This window comes from Flavobacterium sp. CFS9, from assembly GCF_041154745.1.
GTDB lineage: Bacteria > Bacteroidota > Bacteroidia > Flavobacteriales > Flavobacteriaceae > Flavobacterium.
The window spans coordinates 836,971-852,767 of record NZ_AP031573.1; the positions used below are offsets into that span (position 1 = coordinate 836,971).

At 36.1% G+C, this 15,797-nt stretch carries 16 protein-coding genes and 4 tRNA genes; 14 read left to right on the forward strand and 6 right to left on the reverse strand.

Annotation, left to right across the window (positions count from 1 at the left end; translation table 11 throughout):
- Nucleotides 1-29: 29 nt before the first annotated feature.
- The 13 genes from ACAM30_RS03585 (at nucleotide 30) to ACAM30_RS03645 (ending at nucleotide 9,334) form a co-directional block, all read left to right on the forward strand.
- Nucleotides 30-102 (forward strand) — tRNA-Lys (locus ACAM30_RS03585).
- 42 nt (nucleotides 103-144) lie between these two features.
- Nucleotides 145-227 (forward strand) — tRNA-Leu (locus tag ACAM30_RS03590).
- A 156-nt stretch (nucleotides 228-383) separates the two neighbouring features.
- A tRNA-Lys gene (locus tag ACAM30_RS03595) sits at nucleotides 384-456 on the forward strand.
- Between the two features lie 38 nt (nucleotides 457-494).
- Nucleotides 495-570, forward strand: a tRNA-Lys gene (locus tag ACAM30_RS03600).
- A gap of 273 nt (nucleotides 571-843) precedes the next feature.
- On the forward strand, nucleotides 844-1,788 hold the full coding sequence (locus tag ACAM30_RS03605) for a DUF4421 family protein (RefSeq protein WP_369617272.1): 945 nt from the start codon (nucleotides 844-846) through the stop codon (nucleotides 1,786-1,788).
- A gap of 125 nt (nucleotides 1,789-1,913) precedes the next feature.
- On the forward strand, nucleotides 1,914-2,414 hold the full coding sequence (locus tag ACAM30_RS03610; RefSeq protein ID WP_369617273.1) for a tetratricopeptide repeat protein: 501 nt from the start codon (nucleotides 1,914-1,916) through the stop codon (nucleotides 2,412-2,414).
- A 127-nt stretch (nucleotides 2,415-2,541) separates the two neighbouring features.
- Nucleotides 2,542-3,504 (forward strand): ion channel, encoded by a 963-nt coding sequence (locus ACAM30_RS03615; RefSeq protein ID WP_369617274.1) that lies wholly within the window; start codon nucleotides 2,542-2,544, stop codon nucleotides 3,502-3,504.
- Between the two features lie 72 nt (nucleotides 3,505-3,576).
- On the forward strand, nucleotides 3,577-4,476 hold the full coding sequence (locus ACAM30_RS03620; RefSeq protein ID WP_017498457.1) for a MerR family transcriptional regulator: 900 nt from the start codon (nucleotides 3,577-3,579) through the stop codon (nucleotides 4,474-4,476).
- A 37-nt stretch (nucleotides 4,477-4,513) separates the two neighbouring features.
- Entirely contained in the window at nucleotides 4,514-5,980 is a 1,467-nt protein-coding gene (locus tag ACAM30_RS03625) for a phytoene desaturase family protein (RefSeq protein WP_369617275.1), read from the forward strand.
- Between the two features lie 3 nt (nucleotides 5,981-5,983).
- Entirely contained in the window at nucleotides 5,984-6,823 is an 840-nt protein-coding gene (locus tag ACAM30_RS03630) for a phytoene/squalene synthase family protein (protein WP_369617276.1), read from the forward strand.
- Nucleotides 6,824-6,888: 65 nt separating this feature from the next.
- Nucleotides 6,889-7,329 (forward strand): carotene hydroxylase, encoded by a 441-nt coding sequence (locus ACAM30_RS03635; RefSeq protein WP_369617277.1) that lies wholly within the window; start codon nucleotides 6,889-6,891, stop codon nucleotides 7,327-7,329.
- 199 nt (nucleotides 7,330-7,528) lie between these two features.
- Entirely contained in the window at nucleotides 7,529-7,993 is a 465-nt protein-coding gene (locus ACAM30_RS03640) for a hypothetical protein (protein WP_369617278.1), read from the forward strand.
- Between the two features lie 45 nt (nucleotides 7,994-8,038).
- Nucleotides 8,039-9,334 carry a deoxyribodipyrimidine photo-lyase gene (locus ACAM30_RS03645; RefSeq protein WP_369617279.1) on the forward strand — a complete coding sequence of 432 codons (1,296 nt, stop codon included), beginning with the start codon at nucleotides 8,039-8,041 and terminating at the stop codon, nucleotides 9,332-9,334.
- 59 nt (nucleotides 9,335-9,393) lie between these two features.
- On the opposite strand, the gene ACAM30_RS03650 is transcribed toward ACAM30_RS03645, so the two are convergent.
- Both ACAM30_RS03650 and ACAM30_RS03655 read right to left on the reverse strand, forming a co-directional pair.
- Nucleotides 9,394-10,698 (reverse strand): ABC1 kinase family protein, encoded by a 1,305-nt coding sequence (locus ACAM30_RS03650; RefSeq protein ID WP_369617280.1) that lies wholly within the window; start codon nucleotides 10,696-10,698, stop codon nucleotides 9,394-9,396.
- Complete coding sequence (locus tag ACAM30_RS03655) at nucleotides 10,698-11,357, reverse strand: TetR/AcrR family transcriptional regulator (protein ID WP_369617281.1); 660 nt, start codon at nucleotides 11,355-11,357, stop codon at nucleotides 10,698-10,700. Before ACAM30_RS03655 ends, ACAM30_RS03650 begins: the two co-directional genes overlap by 1 nt.
- Nucleotides 11,358-11,455: 98 nt before the next feature.
- On the opposite strand from ACAM30_RS03655, the gene ACAM30_RS03660 reads away from it, so the two are divergent.
- Nucleotides 11,456-12,367 carry a TIGR01777 family oxidoreductase gene (locus ACAM30_RS03660; RefSeq protein WP_369617282.1) on the forward strand — a complete coding sequence of 304 codons (912 nt, stop codon included), beginning with the start codon at nucleotides 11,456-11,458 and terminating at the stop codon, nucleotides 12,365-12,367.
- Here ACAM30_RS03660 and ACAM30_RS03665 read toward each other — a convergent pair whose 3' ends face one another.
- The 4 genes from ACAM30_RS03665 to rmuC all read right to left on the reverse strand — a co-directional run bounded on the left by ACAM30_RS03665 (nucleotide 12,368) and on the right by rmuC (nucleotide 15,691).
- Nucleotides 12,368-12,937, reverse strand: a complete 570-nt coding sequence (locus ACAM30_RS03665) for a YceI family protein (protein ID WP_369617283.1) — start codon at nucleotides 12,935-12,937, stop codon at nucleotides 12,368-12,370.
- A gap of 254 nt (nucleotides 12,938-13,191) precedes the next feature.
- Entirely contained in the window at nucleotides 13,192-13,584 is a 393-nt protein-coding gene (locus tag ACAM30_RS03670) for a VOC family protein (RefSeq protein WP_369617284.1), read from the reverse strand.
- Nucleotides 13,585-13,705: 121 nt separating this feature from the next.
- On the reverse strand, nucleotides 13,706-14,254 hold the full coding sequence (locus ACAM30_RS03675) for an acyl-CoA thioesterase (protein ID WP_369617285.1): 549 nt from the start codon (nucleotides 14,252-14,254) through the stop codon (nucleotides 13,706-13,708).
- A gap of 63 nt (nucleotides 14,255-14,317) precedes the next feature.
- Nucleotides 14,318-15,691 carry a DNA recombination protein RmuC gene (rmuC, locus tag ACAM30_RS03680; protein ID WP_369617286.1) on the reverse strand — a complete coding sequence of 458 codons (1,374 nt, stop codon included), beginning with the start codon at nucleotides 15,689-15,691 and terminating at the stop codon, nucleotides 14,318-14,320.
- Between the last annotated feature and the right edge of the window lie 106 nt (nucleotides 15,692-15,797).

Below are 15,797 nucleotides of genomic sequence, written 5' to 3' on the forward strand. Positions count from 1 at the left end.
ACTCACAATACAAGTTTCTTGACAGCAAAGACTCGATAGCTCAGTCGGTAGAGCACATCACTTTTAATGATGGGGTCCTGGGTTCGAGCCCCAGTCGGGTCACAAAAGGTCGAGTATTAATTTACTTGACCTTTTTTAATTTTCGGCCATGTGGAGAAACGGTAGACTCGCCATCTTGAGGGGGTGGTGCTCGTAAGGGCGTGAGGGTTCAAATCCCTCCATGGTCACTAAAAAAGGTAAATTACGCAAATTGTAATTTACCTTTTTTTTATTTACAACCTCTGTTTCAGCACATTAATTCTTTATTAAATTTTACTTGAAATAAGGTAGGATATATCCAAAATAACTTCTTATATTTGCACCCGCGTTCAAGAAAAGAATATGACTCGATAGCTCAGTCGGTAGAGCACATCACTTTTAATGATGGGGTCCTGGGTTCGAGCCCCAGTCGGGTCACAAACTGTGATTCACAATAAAATTTTCCTGAAAGCAATGACTCGATAGCTCAGTCGGTAGAGCACATCACTTTTAATGATGGGGTCCTGGGTTCGAGCCCCAGTCGGGTCACCAAAGAGGTCAAGTATTAATTTACTTGACCTTTTTTTTATTTCCAGCTCTTACCTTAAAACGTTAGCCTATATAACGACAGATTAAACCAAAAGTTTACAATCATTTAAAGCCTTTCAACATTACAACCTTGAAATCAACAAATCCCGATGTGAAGCCAGAAAACTTAATAAAAGATAGAATGTTTTAAATATCTTTGAACTACAAACACATCAACACAACCAAAAACAAATTAAAAAAAAGCACAACCTTAATTATCTACTTTCCGAGAATCTAATGAAATTCTATTTTTCACTGCTGCTTATTTTTGTTTTTCCGTATTTCGGCACTGCCCAGATTGACACATCTTACATCAAACCTTTTGAGAATAAGGCTTCCGTAAGAACCTATTTGTCTATGAAATTCATTTCACTGCAACAGGAAACAGAAGGAGATATGAAAAGATTCATGCCCAATACCCCTATGAGCTTAGGTTTTGGTGTTTCTGTAAAAAATACTATAATCGACTTTAGTTACGGTTACGGACTAAGCTTTCTGAAAGACAAGGAAAAAGGAAGAACCAAAGCACTCGATTTTCAAATTCATAACTATGGAAGAAAATTCATAATTGATCTTTTCATTCAAAAATATCATGGTTTCTATACTGCTGATGATGCTGATAAAAACATACAACTGTACCCTGATTTAAAAATCCAGCAATATGGCGCTTTTGGACAATATGTTTTTAACAACAAGAAATTCTCCTATAAAGCCGCCTTTGTTCAAAACGAAAGACAATTAAAATCGGCCGGAAGCTTCTTGGTGGGCGGAGGCGTTTATTTTTCGAAAATAGGTTCTGACAGTTCTTTTGTACATAAATCTAAAAATTCACTGCGTAATTTTCAATTTGGAATTAGCGGAGGCTATGCCTACACCTGGGCAATTAGCAAAAGATGGTTTACCAGCGGATCAGTGACCGTAGGCGCAAACGTTGGCACCGAAAGAATAAATGACTTCGGAAAACAAAAAATCGAAATTTACCCCACATTTTTCCCCAGAATAGCTTTGGGCTATAACAAAGAGAGATGGTCACTTGGTCTGTCATATTTAAATAATTCTACATTCTCCGCTTTCTCTGACAACAACAAAAATAACATTGGTTTGTCTTCGGGAAACTTCCAGATTGGTGCCATCTGGAGGTTAAACACCAATCCTTTTTTAAGCAAGAAGCAATCGGAATAAAATAGCTCTACTTCTCTTCGAAAAAAAATAATAAATATTTGACAAAAGTACTTCTCTTACAAAACAAAACTTCATTAAATTCGTTTCCTGAATTATTAACCTACTAACTAATCCCAAATTGGTTTATGAAAAAATTTCTATTAGTATCATTTATTATGATCACCTGCTCTACCTGGGCACAATCTGCAACCGGCTATTTTGATAAAGCCCTTAAAAAAGCTGAAGCCGGCAATACAAAAGGAGCGATCGCCGATTACACAAAAGCCATCAGCATGAATTCTAAATTTGTAGAGGCCTATCAAAATCGCGGTGTTGCAAAACTAAAACTCAATGATCTTAAAGGTGCCCTTGCTGATTTTAGCAAAACCATCGATTTAGACAGCATGAATGCCGACGCCTATACCGGAAGAGCAAACGTAAACTACAAATTAACAAACTTTAAAGAAACGGTTGCGGACTGCACCTCATCTCTGGGCTTAAATCCAAAAGATTATATCGCTTACAACCTGAGAGGTTTGGCTTATAACAAAATCGGAGATCAGAAAAATGCCTGCAAAGACTTCACAAAAGCAATAGAATTAGGCAGCCAAAGCGCAATCAAAAACAAATCAACTTTTTGCAAATAGAGTAAAATCTTAAAGCAATACATACAAAAGCAATCTGTAGAGTTCCAACTCACAGATTGCTTTTTCTTTACAGCCCATTTCCTGATCTCGCAGATATTTTTACATTTGTTGTTTAAACCAATCTGTAATGGCGCTTCTCAAAAAAATAAACCAGAAAGCTCAACCCGATATTAATTCCGGTTTCGGATCAAATGCAAACAGCTACGGAAATCGTTTTGTGAACAAAAACGGAACTCCTAACATCGAAAAAAGAGGAATGCATGTACTTCGTCGCATCAGCTGGTACCATACCATGATCGATATGCCCAACTGGAAATTCATGTTTATCCTTTTCACGTTTTATATTGGCATCAATTTCATTTTTGCACTTGCTTATTATGCCATCGGAATTGAACATCTTGACGGAATTAAGCAATCAGAGGGCATACTAATTCAATTCGGACAGGCTTACTTTTTTAGTGCGCAGACTTTTACGACTGTAGGATACGGACATATTAGCCCTACCGGATTTTTAACGAGTGCTCTTTCTGCCGCCGAAGCTTTGATTGGATTACTGAGCTTTGCCATAGCCACCGGTTTATTCTTTGGAAGATTTAGCAAACCAACCGCTTTTTTAAAGTTTGCCGATCATGCTTTAATTTCACCTTACCAGGACAAGAGAGGCCTCATGGTGCGTCTTGTTCCTTTTAAAAACACCAATTTTACGGATGCTACCGCCAGAATGACTCTGGGATTAGGTTTGGAGGAAAATGGCCAAAAAACCAATAAATTCTACAACTTAGACCTTGAACTGGAACGCATAAATGCTCTTTCTTTAAGCTGGACATTGGTACACCCCATTACAGAAAACAGCCCTCTCTATAATTTTACAGAAGAAGATTTTAAAAAAGTACATGGCGAAATATTGGTTTTTATTACCACTTTCGACGATATGTACAGCAATACTGTAGCTGCAAGAACTTCTTATACTTTTGATGAAGTAATTTATGGCGCTAAATTTGAGACCATGTATAACAGAAGTAAGGATGGCTCCAAAACGATCCTTCATTTAGACAAATTAAACCATTACCAATCTGTAAATCTCTCGTAACCTGTGGATTTCAGCCAAGTTATAAAGGTAATTTGAGATTTTATTCTATTTTTGTTCACCAATTAGCGAAAAATGATAAACAATATTAAAACTGTTTTCAGCATAAAAGATCTTGAAAACTTATCCGGAATAAAAGCACATACCATTCGCATCTGGGAAAAAAGATACAATATCTTAGAACCCATGCGTACTGACACCAACATCAGGCTTTATAATCTGCAGAATCTTCAGAAACTTTTAAACATCACATTATTACACGAATACGGTTATAAAATATCTAAAATAGCGACCTATCCTGAAGAAAAAATTCCACAATTAGTTCGCGAAATCATCTCAAAGAAAAACTCACAAAATTACGCCATCACTTCGTTCAAAATGGCAATGATGAATTTTGATCAGGAAATCTTCTTCAATACTTTCGACTGGCTTATTTCTGAAAAATCATTTCGAGAAGTTTTCAAAGACAATTTTCTTCCCCTGTTAAAAGAATTAGGTTTACTATGGCAATCCGAAACCATAACTCCGGCGAACGAGCATTTTATGAGCCATCTGATCAAACAGAAGATATTAATTTATACCGAAAGCCTGCAGATTCTAAAACCCACGAAAACTGATCGAATTTTTGTACTTTCTCTTCCTTTAAATGAAATTCATAAAATAGGCTTACTTTATTTGCAGTACGAGATTTTATTAAAAGGATACAAAACCATTTATCTGGGCGAAAGCATGCCTATTGAAAACTTGCAAGATTTAACCAAACATTTCGAGAACATTACCTTTGTATCTTTCATGACGGTTCAACCGGATCGCAATGTAATCAACCAATATGTCAAATCGATGGGACAAAAGCTGCTTCAAAAGAACAACGAGATTTGGCTTATGGGAAACATGGTCGAACATATCGATCAGAAAATTTTATCAGAAAGAATACGCGTTTTTGATTCTATGGACGAAACAATCAGTATGCTGTAATATTTTTGTTTAAAGTTTTTGTATATTTGTTAAACAAATGAAAAAAACTATAGCAATAATAGGTTCAGGCTTTTCTTCTCTAGCCGCTTCATGTTATCTCGCACAGCAAGGTAATACGGTAACTATTTATGAGAAAAACGAAACTATTGGAGGCAGAGCCAGACAATTTAAAAAAGGAGGCTTTACTTTCGACATGGGACCAAGCTGGTATTGGATGCCGGATGTTTTCGAACGTTTTTTTCAGGATTTCAACAAAAACTCTTCCGATTATTATGAACTCATCAAACTGAATCCGGCTTACCGGGTGTATTTTGGTTTGAATGACTTCATTAGTATTTATGACAATTTAGAAGAAATAAAAAACACTTTTGAAGAGATCGAAACAGGAAGTGGTGAGAAACTTCAAAAATTCATCAATCACGCCAAAAGCAATTATGACATTGCCATCAAAGATTTAGTCTATCGTCCCGGAGTTTCGGCACTGGAATTAATCACAGTCGAAACAGCTTTCAAACTCAATCAGTTTATCAGTACTGTTAGCGCCGATATCCGAAAGCAGTTTAAGAATCAAAAACTCATCCAGATACTGGAGTTTCCCGTTTTGTTTTTAGGTGCAAAACCAACAAAAACCCCGTCTTTTTACAACTTTATGAATTATGCCGATTTTGGCTTAGGAACCTGGCATCCTAAAACCGGAATGTACGATGTCGTACGCGGCATCGAAAAACTGGCATTGGAATTAGGAGTTACGTTTAAAACCAACTCTCCTATTGAAAAGATTATCGTTAAAGACAAAAAAGCCACAGGACTTTTAATAGACGGAAAAACGATAGAAGCGGATATTATTTTGAGTGGTGCCGACTATCATCACACAGAAACTTTGCTGGATACTGAACACCGCGCTTATTCAGAAAAATATTGGGAGAGCCGGACTTTTGCTCCTTCTTCTCTTCTCTTTTTTGTGGGATTCAATAAAAAGATAGCCAACGTCACACATCACTCTTTGTTTTTTGACGTTGATTTTAACCAACATGCAGCCGACATCTACGACGATCCGAAATGGCCCGAACAACCTTTGTTTTATGCCAATTTCCCCTCTAAAACAGATGCAACCGCTGCTCCGGAAGGAATGGAAAGCGGATTTTTCCTCATTCCGTTAGCTCCCGGAATACAAGACAACGAACAACTTCGTGAAGTCTATTTCGAAAAAATAATCTCCAGATTTGAACAATTAACCGATCAACAAATAAAAAATAGCATTATATTTAAGAGATCATTTTGTAAGAACGATTTTGTTGACGATTACAATGCCTTTAAAGGCAATGCTTACGGAATGGCCAATACATTATTGCAAACCGCTTTTCTCAGACCCAAACTAAAAAGTAAAAAAGTTCGTAATTTATATTTTACGGGACAATTAACCGTTCCCGGTCCCGGTGTTCCGCCTGCTTTAATTTCAGGAAAATTGGCAGCTGAGTTAATTCAGAAATCTTTTAGATCTTAACCAATGAAATCACTATTCGACACTGTTTCTTTCAAATGCAGCAAACTGGTTACTCAGAGTTACAGCACCTCATTTTCTCTGGCCGTTAAAATGCTGTCACCGGGTATTCGTGATGCGATTTACAGCATTTACGGATTTGTGCGTTTTGCTGACGAGATTGTCGATTCTTTTCATGACTTTGAAAAAGAGAACCTCATCAATGATTTTGAAAAAGAATATTACAAAGCGATGCAAACGGGTATCAGTCTTAACCCTATTCTTAACTCCTTTCAGCATACTGTAAAGCAGTATAACATCACGGATGATCTGATTCAGGCCTTTTTAAAAAGTATGAAGCTCGATCTTGTGAAGTCAAGTTATCCTACCCATACGGAATATGAAGATTACATTTACGGATCGGCAGATGTAGTTGGTTTAATGTGTCTCAAGGTTTTTGTAAAAGGAAACGAACAAAAATACGTACAGCTCAAAAATGAAGCCATGCGATTGGGATCGGCCTTTCAGAAGGTTAATTTCCTGAGAGACCTAAAAGAAGACAATTTGGTCTTAAACCGAAATTACTTTCCGGGAATTGATTTAAACTCTTTTGACGAAGAAGCTAAAACCAGTATTATTGCTGAAATCGAAGAAGATTTCAGAATCGCTTTTCAGGGCATTGTAAAACTGCCTATCGACGCTAAATTTGGTGTTTATACCGCTTACATTTATTACCGAAAACTGCTTCAGAAGCTTAAGAACACTCCTTATTACGAAATTGGAAATTCGAGAATCAGAGTTTCTAATTATACCAAAGCCGGACTTTTAGCACAGTCTTTTGTAACCTACAAATTAAAGTTAGTTTAAAATCAATTTCTAATACAGCGAAAATTAACTTTTACAAGCTAAAACATAAATTCAAAACATACAAAATGATTTCTTTTTTAATTTTTTTAGGTGTTTTTTTATTCATGGAATGTGTTACCTGGTTTACACACAAGTACATCATGCACGGGCTGATGTGGTATTTTCATGCGGATCACCACCAACCCAAATACGAAAACACTTTTGAACGCAACGATATTTTCTTTGTCCTATTTGCCATCCCCAGCATTATTCTATTTTATTTTGGTGTTGAGGGCGGATTCAACTACTTGTTTTTTATTGCCTGTGGCGTAACACTCTATGGCGCTTGTTATTTTTTGATTCACGATGTTTTGATTCATCAGCGTTTTAAATGGTTTAAAAATACCAAAAACAAATACCTGATTGGCTTGCGAAAAGCACATAAAATACACCACAAGCACTTAGGCAAAGAAGACGGGGAATGTTTCGGAATGTTGTTTGTTCCTTTTAAATATTATAAAATTTAACCCATCGGGTGTAAACAAATAAAATTCAACACATAGAAACATAGTTTTAATGTAAAAAGAATACAAAAAGAACTATTTTTCTCTCACATAGCTAAGGTGTTTTTAAAAATAAGTGGAACGCCTTTTTTAGATAGCTAAATCTATGTCTCTATGTGTTTAAATAAATTGCATTCAACGAGTTAAAATTAAACCTAATTTTATGAAAGTATACAAAATAGAAACCGTACAGCATGTAAACGCTACTGTTGAAGAATGCTGGGATTTTTTTTCAAGTCCAAAAAATCTCCAAACGATAACACTGGACAATATGAGTTTCGAAATTCAGGATTTTGACAACAAACGTATGTATCCCGGACAAATTATCACCTATACTTTAAAACCTCTTTTGGGTATTAAAATCAACTGGATGACCATCATCACGGTTTCAAAAGAGAACCAATACTTTGTCGATGAACAACGATTTGGCCCTTACGCTTTATGGCATCACAAGCACTTTTTCGAGCCCACAGCAACCGGAACAAAAATGGTTGATGTGGTGCACTACGCTTTACCATTGGGGTATCTGGGCAGAATCATGAACACACTTATTGTTAAAAATAAACTCAAAACTATTTTTGATTATCGCTACAATAAAATCGAAGAGCTATTCAATTCTAAGGCTTAAATAAATCTTTTGGCTTTGATAAAAAATCAAGCTGCACATCATACAATGACAAAACAAAAAGTTTCCTTATTCTGGTTCCGACGCGATTTGCGTTTAGAAGACAATACCGGACTGTTCCATGCCCTGCAATCGGATTTTCCGGTAATTCCGCTATTTATTTTTGACGATGAAATTCTGGAGAATCTACCCAAAAATGACGCACGCGTTCAGTTTATTTTTGAGTCACTTCAAAAGATAAACGAGCAGCTAAAAGCAATTGGTTCTTCACTTCTGATTAAAAAAGGAACTACAAGTAAGGTTTGGGAATCACTTAGAACGGAATTTGACATTCAGCAGGTTTTTTTCAATAAAGACTACGAACCTTTTGCCATCAAACGGGATGCTGCTATTCAGCAATTATTAGCACAACACCATATCACAGCTACCTCATTCAAAGATCATGTGATTTTTGAAGAAAAAGAAATTACAAAAGCGGACGGACTTCCTTACACCGTTTATACACCCTACAAAAACAAGTGGCTGGAAAAATACCATCTTTCAGGACAGGCTCCGGAATTTGACACCAAAATTGGTTATGAAAACTTCAGTAAAAATCAATTTACTTTTCCGGAATTAGCCGAAATTGGTTTTGAAAAAAGCCCTATAAAAGTACTCCCTCCGGATCTTAGTCAAATTTCTAATTATAAAGAAACACGTGATTTTCCTGCTGAAGACAGTACTTCCTACCTTTCACCACATTTGCGTTTTGGAACGGTTAGCATTCGTAAACTGGTTAATTGGGCCAATCGAAAAAACCAAACCTTTTTAAGCGAACTGATTTGGAGAGAATTCTTCATCCAGATTCTATTCAGCTTTCCAAAAGTTGTGAATCATAATTTTAAATCGGCTTACGACGGCATTCAATGGCGCAATAACGAAGAAGATTTTAAACGCTGGTGTACAGGAACTACGGGTTACCCAATGGTCGATGCCGGAATGCGTCAGCTGAACGAAACGGGGTATATGCACAATCGGGTTCGTATGGTGGTGGCGAGTTTTTTATGCAAACATTTACTCATCAACTGGCAATGGGGTGAAGCTTATTTTGCTGAAAAATTATTGGATTTCGAATTGGCTTCCAATGTAGGCAACTGGCAGTGGGCAGCAGGAACAGGCTGTGATGCCGCACCTTATTTCAGAGTTTTCAATCCCGAAATTCAACAAAAGAAGTTTGACGAAAAAGGAATCTACATCCGCAAATGGATTCCGGAATTTGATTTGGGCTATAACGAACCGATGGTAGATCATGCGTTTGCACGAGATCGCGCGATTGAAACTTATAAAAAAGGGATTTTGAAATAGTTTTTTTTTCAGGTTTCAGGTTTCACGTTGCAATAAAACCTGAAACCTGAAACTCTATCTTAATATTTCACATAATTTTCCACAACAATCTTCGCTTTCAAATCAAACATCAGATTGTACAATCCGAAGAAAGTTCTGTTCATGTAAATAAAATGCTTGGAACCTCTATTCCCATTCATTTTTTTGAGATTCGTATCATTGGTAAAGCGCTCTCCTAATTTAGCAATATTGTCAAAGAAAGTCTCGTCTGAAAAATCGAAAGTCTCCTTCTGAAAAGGCTGAGTAAAAAGAGACAATAAATCATGAAACATTTCGGTAAAATAGGTAATCTCAGAAGCCGAATCATCAGGACGAAGGATTTCCAGTTCAAATAATTTCTGATTGAAAAGTGTTTCGTCTGTGATTACATTTTTATTGATCAATTCAAAGTAAGGTACATAAAAATCATCCGGAATTTGTTTCATACAGCCAAAATCCAATGCAATTAACTGATTGTTTTCATCCACCAGAAAATTTCCCGGATGCGGATCGGCATGCACTTTTCTTAAAACATGAATCTGGTACATATAAAAATCCCAAAGCGCCTGACCCAATTGGTCACCCACTGCCTGATCTGTATTTTTAGCGGTAAACTCCGAAAGATGCAGACCGCTCATCCAGTCCATAGTAATGATTTTCTCTGACGAAAACTCAGGATAATAATTCGGAAAAAGTATGTTTTCGATTTTGCTGCAGGCCTGTACCACTTCCTGACTTTGTTGAAGTTCCAATAAATAATTGGTTTCTTCAATCAGTTTATCTTCGACTTCTTTAAAGTATTTATCAGAATCTTTTCCCTGCAAATTGAACATTCTGATCGCAATGGGTTTTACCAGTGCTAAATCTGACGAAATACTGTTGGCGACACCCGGATATTGAATTTTAACGGCTAATTTTTTACCGTCTTTAACCGCCAAATGTACCTGACCAATACTAGCCGCATTGACAGAATTGGCATTGAATTCATCAAAGATTTCATAGGGTGTTTTTCCGAAATTGGTTTTAAACGTTTTCAAAACCAGAGGTGCCGAAAGCGGCGGAACTGAAAACTGCGATAATGAAAATTTCTCTACATAAGCCTGAGGCAGAAAGTTCTTGTCCATGCTCAGCATTTGAGCCACTTTAAGAGCGCTTCCTTTCAAACTTTTAAGTCCGTCGTAAATATCTTCCGCATTGTTTTCATTCAACTTATCACGGGTCAAATCTGAGTTTACCATCTTCTCCGCATAATGCTTGATATAGTTGACTCCGATCTTTGCACCGGTTTGGACTAATTTACTGGCTCTTTCTATTTTTGAGGTAGGTATATAATCGATCGTTTTCATTACTTACTGTATATTTTTTCTTTAAACAGAAATTTTCCAAAATCAATTAAATGATTCATTGGGGCTACATTCATCAATTCGAAAGATGCATTAACCGATTTTTCGATAAAAATATCCGTTTTTTCAAATGCCGCCGAAGAATCCTCCATCCAGAATTTTATGGTCATCATTAATTGCAGCCAGGCCGATTCCTGAAGAGCTTTTTCCTGAAATTTTTGAAATTTCTCCTGTTCCAGTCTGTAATCGTCAGTCAATATTTCCGAAACATATTCTTTAAACGCCTCGCGAAGCGAAGTCAGCTGTACTAAATTTTTAAGGGGATTCCTGTCTATTTTAAGAGACTGCAGCACATAACTTCTGTTGGCCGTTAAAATCTCAAAAAAAGTATAATAGAAACTTAATATCTTGTTTTTCATATCATACTCCTGATAATCTGCATTTTTGTGCAGCAAATCAACTGTATTCGCAAAAAACAATCTGAATATTTCTTTTTCTAAACCTTCTAATGTTCCAAAAAAAGTATAAAACTCCGCTTCCGTAAGACCATTTTCTTTTGCAAAATGATAAACCGATTTTGGTTTTTGCCCCTTTTCTAAAACTTCATCCATGTATTTTGAAACGATATCCTCTCTTGTGATAGCCTTATTTTTAGTTGCCATTTCATTAAAATTTAGAATTTGCCTTAAAGGTAAGGAATGTTTAAGTACCTTTACTTTGCCTTAAACAAAATGCACTGTTAAATATATTATAAACTATCATGGCAAAAAATGTTTTATTAACCGGAGGCACTGGATTTGTTGGAAAACAACTTACCGATCTACTCACTGACAGTGGTTTTACGGTATCAATTTTGAGCCGTAGCGCACGAGAAAACACCTCATTAATCACTTATTATAAATGGAACTTAAAAACGAATTATATCAACGAAGAAGCAATTCTTCAGGCTGATTATATTATCCATTTAGCAGGTGAAGGAATTGTAGAGAAAAGATGGACTAAAAGACGTAAAAAAATCATTTTAGAAAGTCGTGTACAGCCCATCGATCTTATTTACTCGATCTTAAAGAAAAACAATAAAGTTCCCGATGCTTTTATCTCAGCTTCGGCAGTTGGAATTTACGGAGCTGTTACCAGTTCTGTTATTTGTACAGAAGACTTGTCCCCTGCGACTGATTTTTTAGGAACAACCTGCGTGAAATGGGAACAGGCCGTAGATAAAATTAGTTCATTAGGAATCCGGACTGCTAAAATCAGAACGGGGATTGTTTTGGGAAGAAATGAAGGTTTTCTCAAAAAACTGGGACCTGGTTTCAAAGCCGGCTTTGGTGCCATTTTGGGTACAGGTAAACAATACCTTCCCTGGATTCATATTGACGATTTATGTCAGATCTATTTAAAAGCACTTACTGATGAAACGATAAAAGGTCCGTACAATGCCTGCGTGACAGACAATACTACGAACCTTAGTTTTTCAAAAACGCTTGCCAACTTATACGGTTACAAAATCTGGCTCCCAAAAGTACCCGCCTTTATTCTTAAAATTGTTTTAGGCGAAATGAGCGAGGCTGTCTTAAAAGGACAAAGGGTTTCCTCTGAAAAAATCCAAAAGACAGGATTTGAGTTTCAATTTACCGATTTAGAAGGCGCGCTGGTCAACTGCCTTAATTAGTCATTTTAGCGTTAGATATACCGGATCATCACTTTTGATTATTCCGGTTAATTCGGTATTCACCGTTTTAGCAATCTTAGCGGCTATTCTGTTTGGAATTTCAATATTATAATCAGAAATCAAGATCGGAAAATCGGAAATGATCTGGATTCCGTCACCCACTTTTTTAATGAGTGCATTGACCAGAATTTCTCTTGATTTTCCCTTCATCGAAAGTTTTCCTTTAATTTGATATTGCTTTTCGATTTCGTCTATGTTTTTGAGATCAAATTTTTGAATTTTTCCTTTAAAAACAGCTTTCGGATAACGATGGCTTTCCATATAATTTTCGTTAAAATGCTCCTGCATCAGGTCTAATTTAAAACGAAAATCTTTAATAAAAACGGTACAGATAAAAGTACTCGTTTTGGGCTCAACAATAATTGTGACCTGTCTGTTTACAGCTTTTACATCTTCAAAAAGGGGCACTGATGCTTCAAAATTTATGGTTCCCGTACTGGTAAAAAATTTATCCTGGGCCATAGCGGAATAAAATGTAAACAGTAAAATAAGTAATGTAATTTTTTTCATAATCGTTAACCATTAAACAATTATGTCATTCGATCTTTTTCTATTTTTAAGAAGAGAAATAACTGGACTTAAGATAAGTTTAAAAAATAGAATGGCAGTACTCCGTGAAAAAACAGTAACCCAATCATTTATACTTAAAGTTACGATTTTTTCAGCATTACGGTTGCCGATTTATTGCTAAATATTTGTGAATGTTTTACCCAGTGGAGAATCTGATTTTGATAAGGATTATACCACCCGAAATTTACAATATCTTATTGCACTGGTGTACAGATTTCAATCAAAAACCCATCCGGGTCACGTACATAGGCAACTACTTGCCCCCATGGTTTTGGAGTAGGTTCTTTGACCAGTGTTGCTCCCGCAGCAATTGCTTTCTTCACTAATTCTTCGACATTATCGGTTATAAACCCCAATTCGATTGCAAAAGGTTTCTGCTCCTGTTTACTTTCGATGAAGCCGTCTTTTAGATTTTGAGCTGCTAATTCTTTTGAAGCAAACGAAATGGTGGTTTCACCTGTACTCAATTCACCATAATCAGCCTCGGGAGTTACAAATTTTCTTGAAAACCCAAATGCCGCTTCATAAAACGAAATTGATTTTTCTACATCGTCAACATATAGAATTGTATAGCCAAACTTTACCATTGTCTTTTTGATTTAATTGTAAAATAACTTAATCTGTTGGGGGTAATTAACAACAAAACAGGAACACAAAATTTTTCACTGAAAGGACGTTTCACATCTCACATTTTACATTCCAAATCTCTTAATGAATTTCTAAAAGCACATTATACTGATTTAAACTTGCCAGATCTTCGATAGAATTAACATCTGTCATTCTTGCGTGTTCTTCAACTTCTTTTTTAGATTCGATTTGTTTGATGCATTTTCTAAAGCGTCTCACCTCCTCTAAATTGGATAAAATAAGCCCCGGAACCGGTACGCTTTTCCCTTCATTATCTTTGGCCACCATGGTAAAATAAGAAGAGTTGCAATGTTTGACAGCTCCGGTCTGAATGTTTTCTGCTTCTACACGAATACCCACAATCATAGAACTTCTTCCTACATAATTTACTGATGCTTTCATGGTTACTAATTCTCCAACCTCAATAGGTTTTAAAAAGTTTACAGTATCCACCGAAGCCGTCACGCAATAGTTGCCGCTAAATTTTGAGGCCGATGCAAAAGCAATCTGGTCTAACAGCTGTAAAATATACCCTCCGTGAATTTTTCCACTAAAGTTAGTATGTGAAGGCAGCATTAATTCTGATATACTTATTTTCGATGAAGAAACGTGTTTGAAATCTGCGGTCATAATTATTTATTTGTATTTGAATGGGAAAGTTTCTTTTCAAACTGCCTTGATGAAACTCCGTTTTTAATTTAAAGATTGATTTTCATCTGAATTAGAAGCTCTGGTGATAATATTTTCAGGAAGTGATTTTTTAGCCTTCGCTCCCATTTTTTTCAATTTCTCAACACTTGAAATCAGATTTCCTCTTCCGTCTACCAACTTGCTCATGGCATTTTCATATTCCGTTTTTGTGTCTTTTATTTTATTTCCAATGCGCACCAAATCGGTAACAAAGCCTTCAAATTTATCGTAAAGTGCTCCTGCCTGTCTGGCAATTTCAAAAGCATTTTCCTGTTGCTTTTGATTGGTCCACATACTATCAATAGTTCTTAAAGTCGCCAATAAGGTTGTAGGAGTTACAATAACGATATTGCGGTCAAATGCTTTATTGTACAGCGTCGAATCTTCATTTAAAGCAATCGCGAATGCGGGTTCAATCGGGATAAACAATAAAACAAAATCCGGACTTTCGATTTGATACAAATCATGATAATTTTTGCTTCCCAACTGCTCGACATGTCTTTTAATAGAGTTTACATGCTCTTTCAGAAAGTCAATTTTAAGGATTTCAGATTCTTCGTTAATCCATTTTTCATAAGCAACCAGAGAAACTTTCGAATCGACGATCATCTTTTTACCGTCGGGTAAATTGATTACAACATCGGGCAAAACTCTATTTCCTTCAGCATTTGTAAAACTTTGCTGTACTTCGTATTCTCTTCCTTTTTCTAAACCAGATTTTTCTAAAACACGTTCTAGAACCAATTCACCCCAGTTCCCCTGCATTTTACTGTCACCTTTCAGTGCCTTGGTCAAATTCAAAGTTTCTTTACTCATTTGGGCGTTCATTTCGCTCAATCCCAAAATCTGCTGACGCAAAGCAGCATGATAATCAATACTTTCTTTGTGAGTTTGCTCTACCTTTTTTTCAAATCCCTGAATTTTATCCTGCAAAGGCAGCAGGATATTTTTCATATTTTCACTATTCTGCTCCGTAAACTTTGCCGATTTCTCTTCCAGAATTTTATTCGCCAGGTTTTCAAATTCTTTGGTAAATTTCTCCTGAAGTTCGCTTACTTCATTCTTTTGTTCTTTATGACGTTCCCACAAGTTTTCAAAATCGACTTCTTTTTTAGAAAGCTGAATCGCGAGACTGTCTTTTTCGGTTCGGATATTCTCTTTTTCAGAACTGCTCAGATGAAGCTGTTTTTCGAAACTTCTTCTTTCGTTTTCAAACTGCTCTTTCTGAATTTGCAATTGATTTGTGATGGCATTCAGCCTTTCTTCCAAACTCACTCTTTCAGATTGAAATCGTGCAGCAAACAACGTCTTTCCTAAATATATCCCTAAAAATAATGCGGCTACAAAGGCTAACAAATACGGAAGAAATTCAAACATAATTACATTTTTATATAAAGTAAAAGTACACAATAATACGCAGTGCTTTATTCTAAATTAGAAATTTCACGAATCCCTAATCCCGAAAAATTAAATCATTATTTAA

Coding starts and splice junctions, on each gene's coding strand:
- ACAM30_RS03640 (WP_369617278.1), top strand. CDS start 7,529: ATGAAAGTATACAAAATAGAAACCGTACAGCATGTAAACGCTACTGTT.
- ACAM30_RS03660 (WP_369617282.1), top strand. CDS start 11,456: ATGGCAAAAAATGTTTTATTAACCGGAGGCACTGGATTTGTTGGAAAA.
- rmuC (WP_369617286.1), bottom strand. CDS start 15,691: ATGTTTGAATTTCTTCCGTATTTGTTAGCCTTTGTAGCCGCATTATTT.
- ACAM30_RS03620 (WP_017498457.1), top strand. CDS start 3,577: ATGATAAACAATATTAAAACTGTTTTCAGCATAAAAGATCTTGAAAAC.
- ACAM30_RS03625 (WP_369617275.1), top strand. CDS start 4,514: ATGAAAAAAACTATAGCAATAATAGGTTCAGGCTTTTCTTCTCTAGCC.
- ACAM30_RS03605 (WP_369617272.1), top strand. CDS start 844: ATGAAATTCTATTTTTCACTGCTGCTTATTTTTGTTTTTCCGTATTTC.
- ACAM30_RS03665 (WP_369617283.1), bottom strand. CDS start 12,937: ATGAAAAAAATTACATTACTTATTTTACTGTTTACATTTTATTCCGCT.
- ACAM30_RS03670 (WP_369617284.1), bottom strand. CDS start 13,584: ATGGTAAAGTTTGGCTATACAATTCTATATGTTGACGATGTAGAAAAA.
- ACAM30_RS03645 (WP_369617279.1), top strand. CDS start 8,039: ATGACAAAACAAAAAGTTTCCTTATTCTGGTTCCGACGCGATTTGCGT.
- ACAM30_RS03635 (WP_369617277.1), top strand. CDS start 6,889: ATGATTTCTTTTTTAATTTTTTTAGGTGTTTTTTTATTCATGGAATGT.
- ACAM30_RS03630 (WP_369617276.1), top strand. CDS start 5,984: ATGAAATCACTATTCGACACTGTTTCTTTCAAATGCAGCAAACTGGTT.
- ACAM30_RS03650 (WP_369617280.1), bottom strand. CDS start 10,698: ATGAAAACGATCGATTATATACCTACCTCAAAAATAGAAAGAGCCAGT.
- ACAM30_RS03655 (WP_369617281.1), bottom strand. CDS start 11,357: ATGGCAACTAAAAATAAGGCTATCACAAGAGAGGATATCGTTTCAAAA.
- ACAM30_RS03615 (WP_369617274.1), top strand. CDS start 2,542: ATGGCGCTTCTCAAAAAAATAAACCAGAAAGCTCAACCCGATATTAAT.
- ACAM30_RS03610 (WP_369617273.1), top strand. CDS start 1,914: ATGAAAAAATTTCTATTAGTATCATTTATTATGATCACCTGCTCTACC.
- ACAM30_RS03675 (WP_369617285.1), bottom strand. CDS start 14,254: ATGACCGCAGATTTCAAACACGTTTCTTCATCGAAAATAAGTATATCA.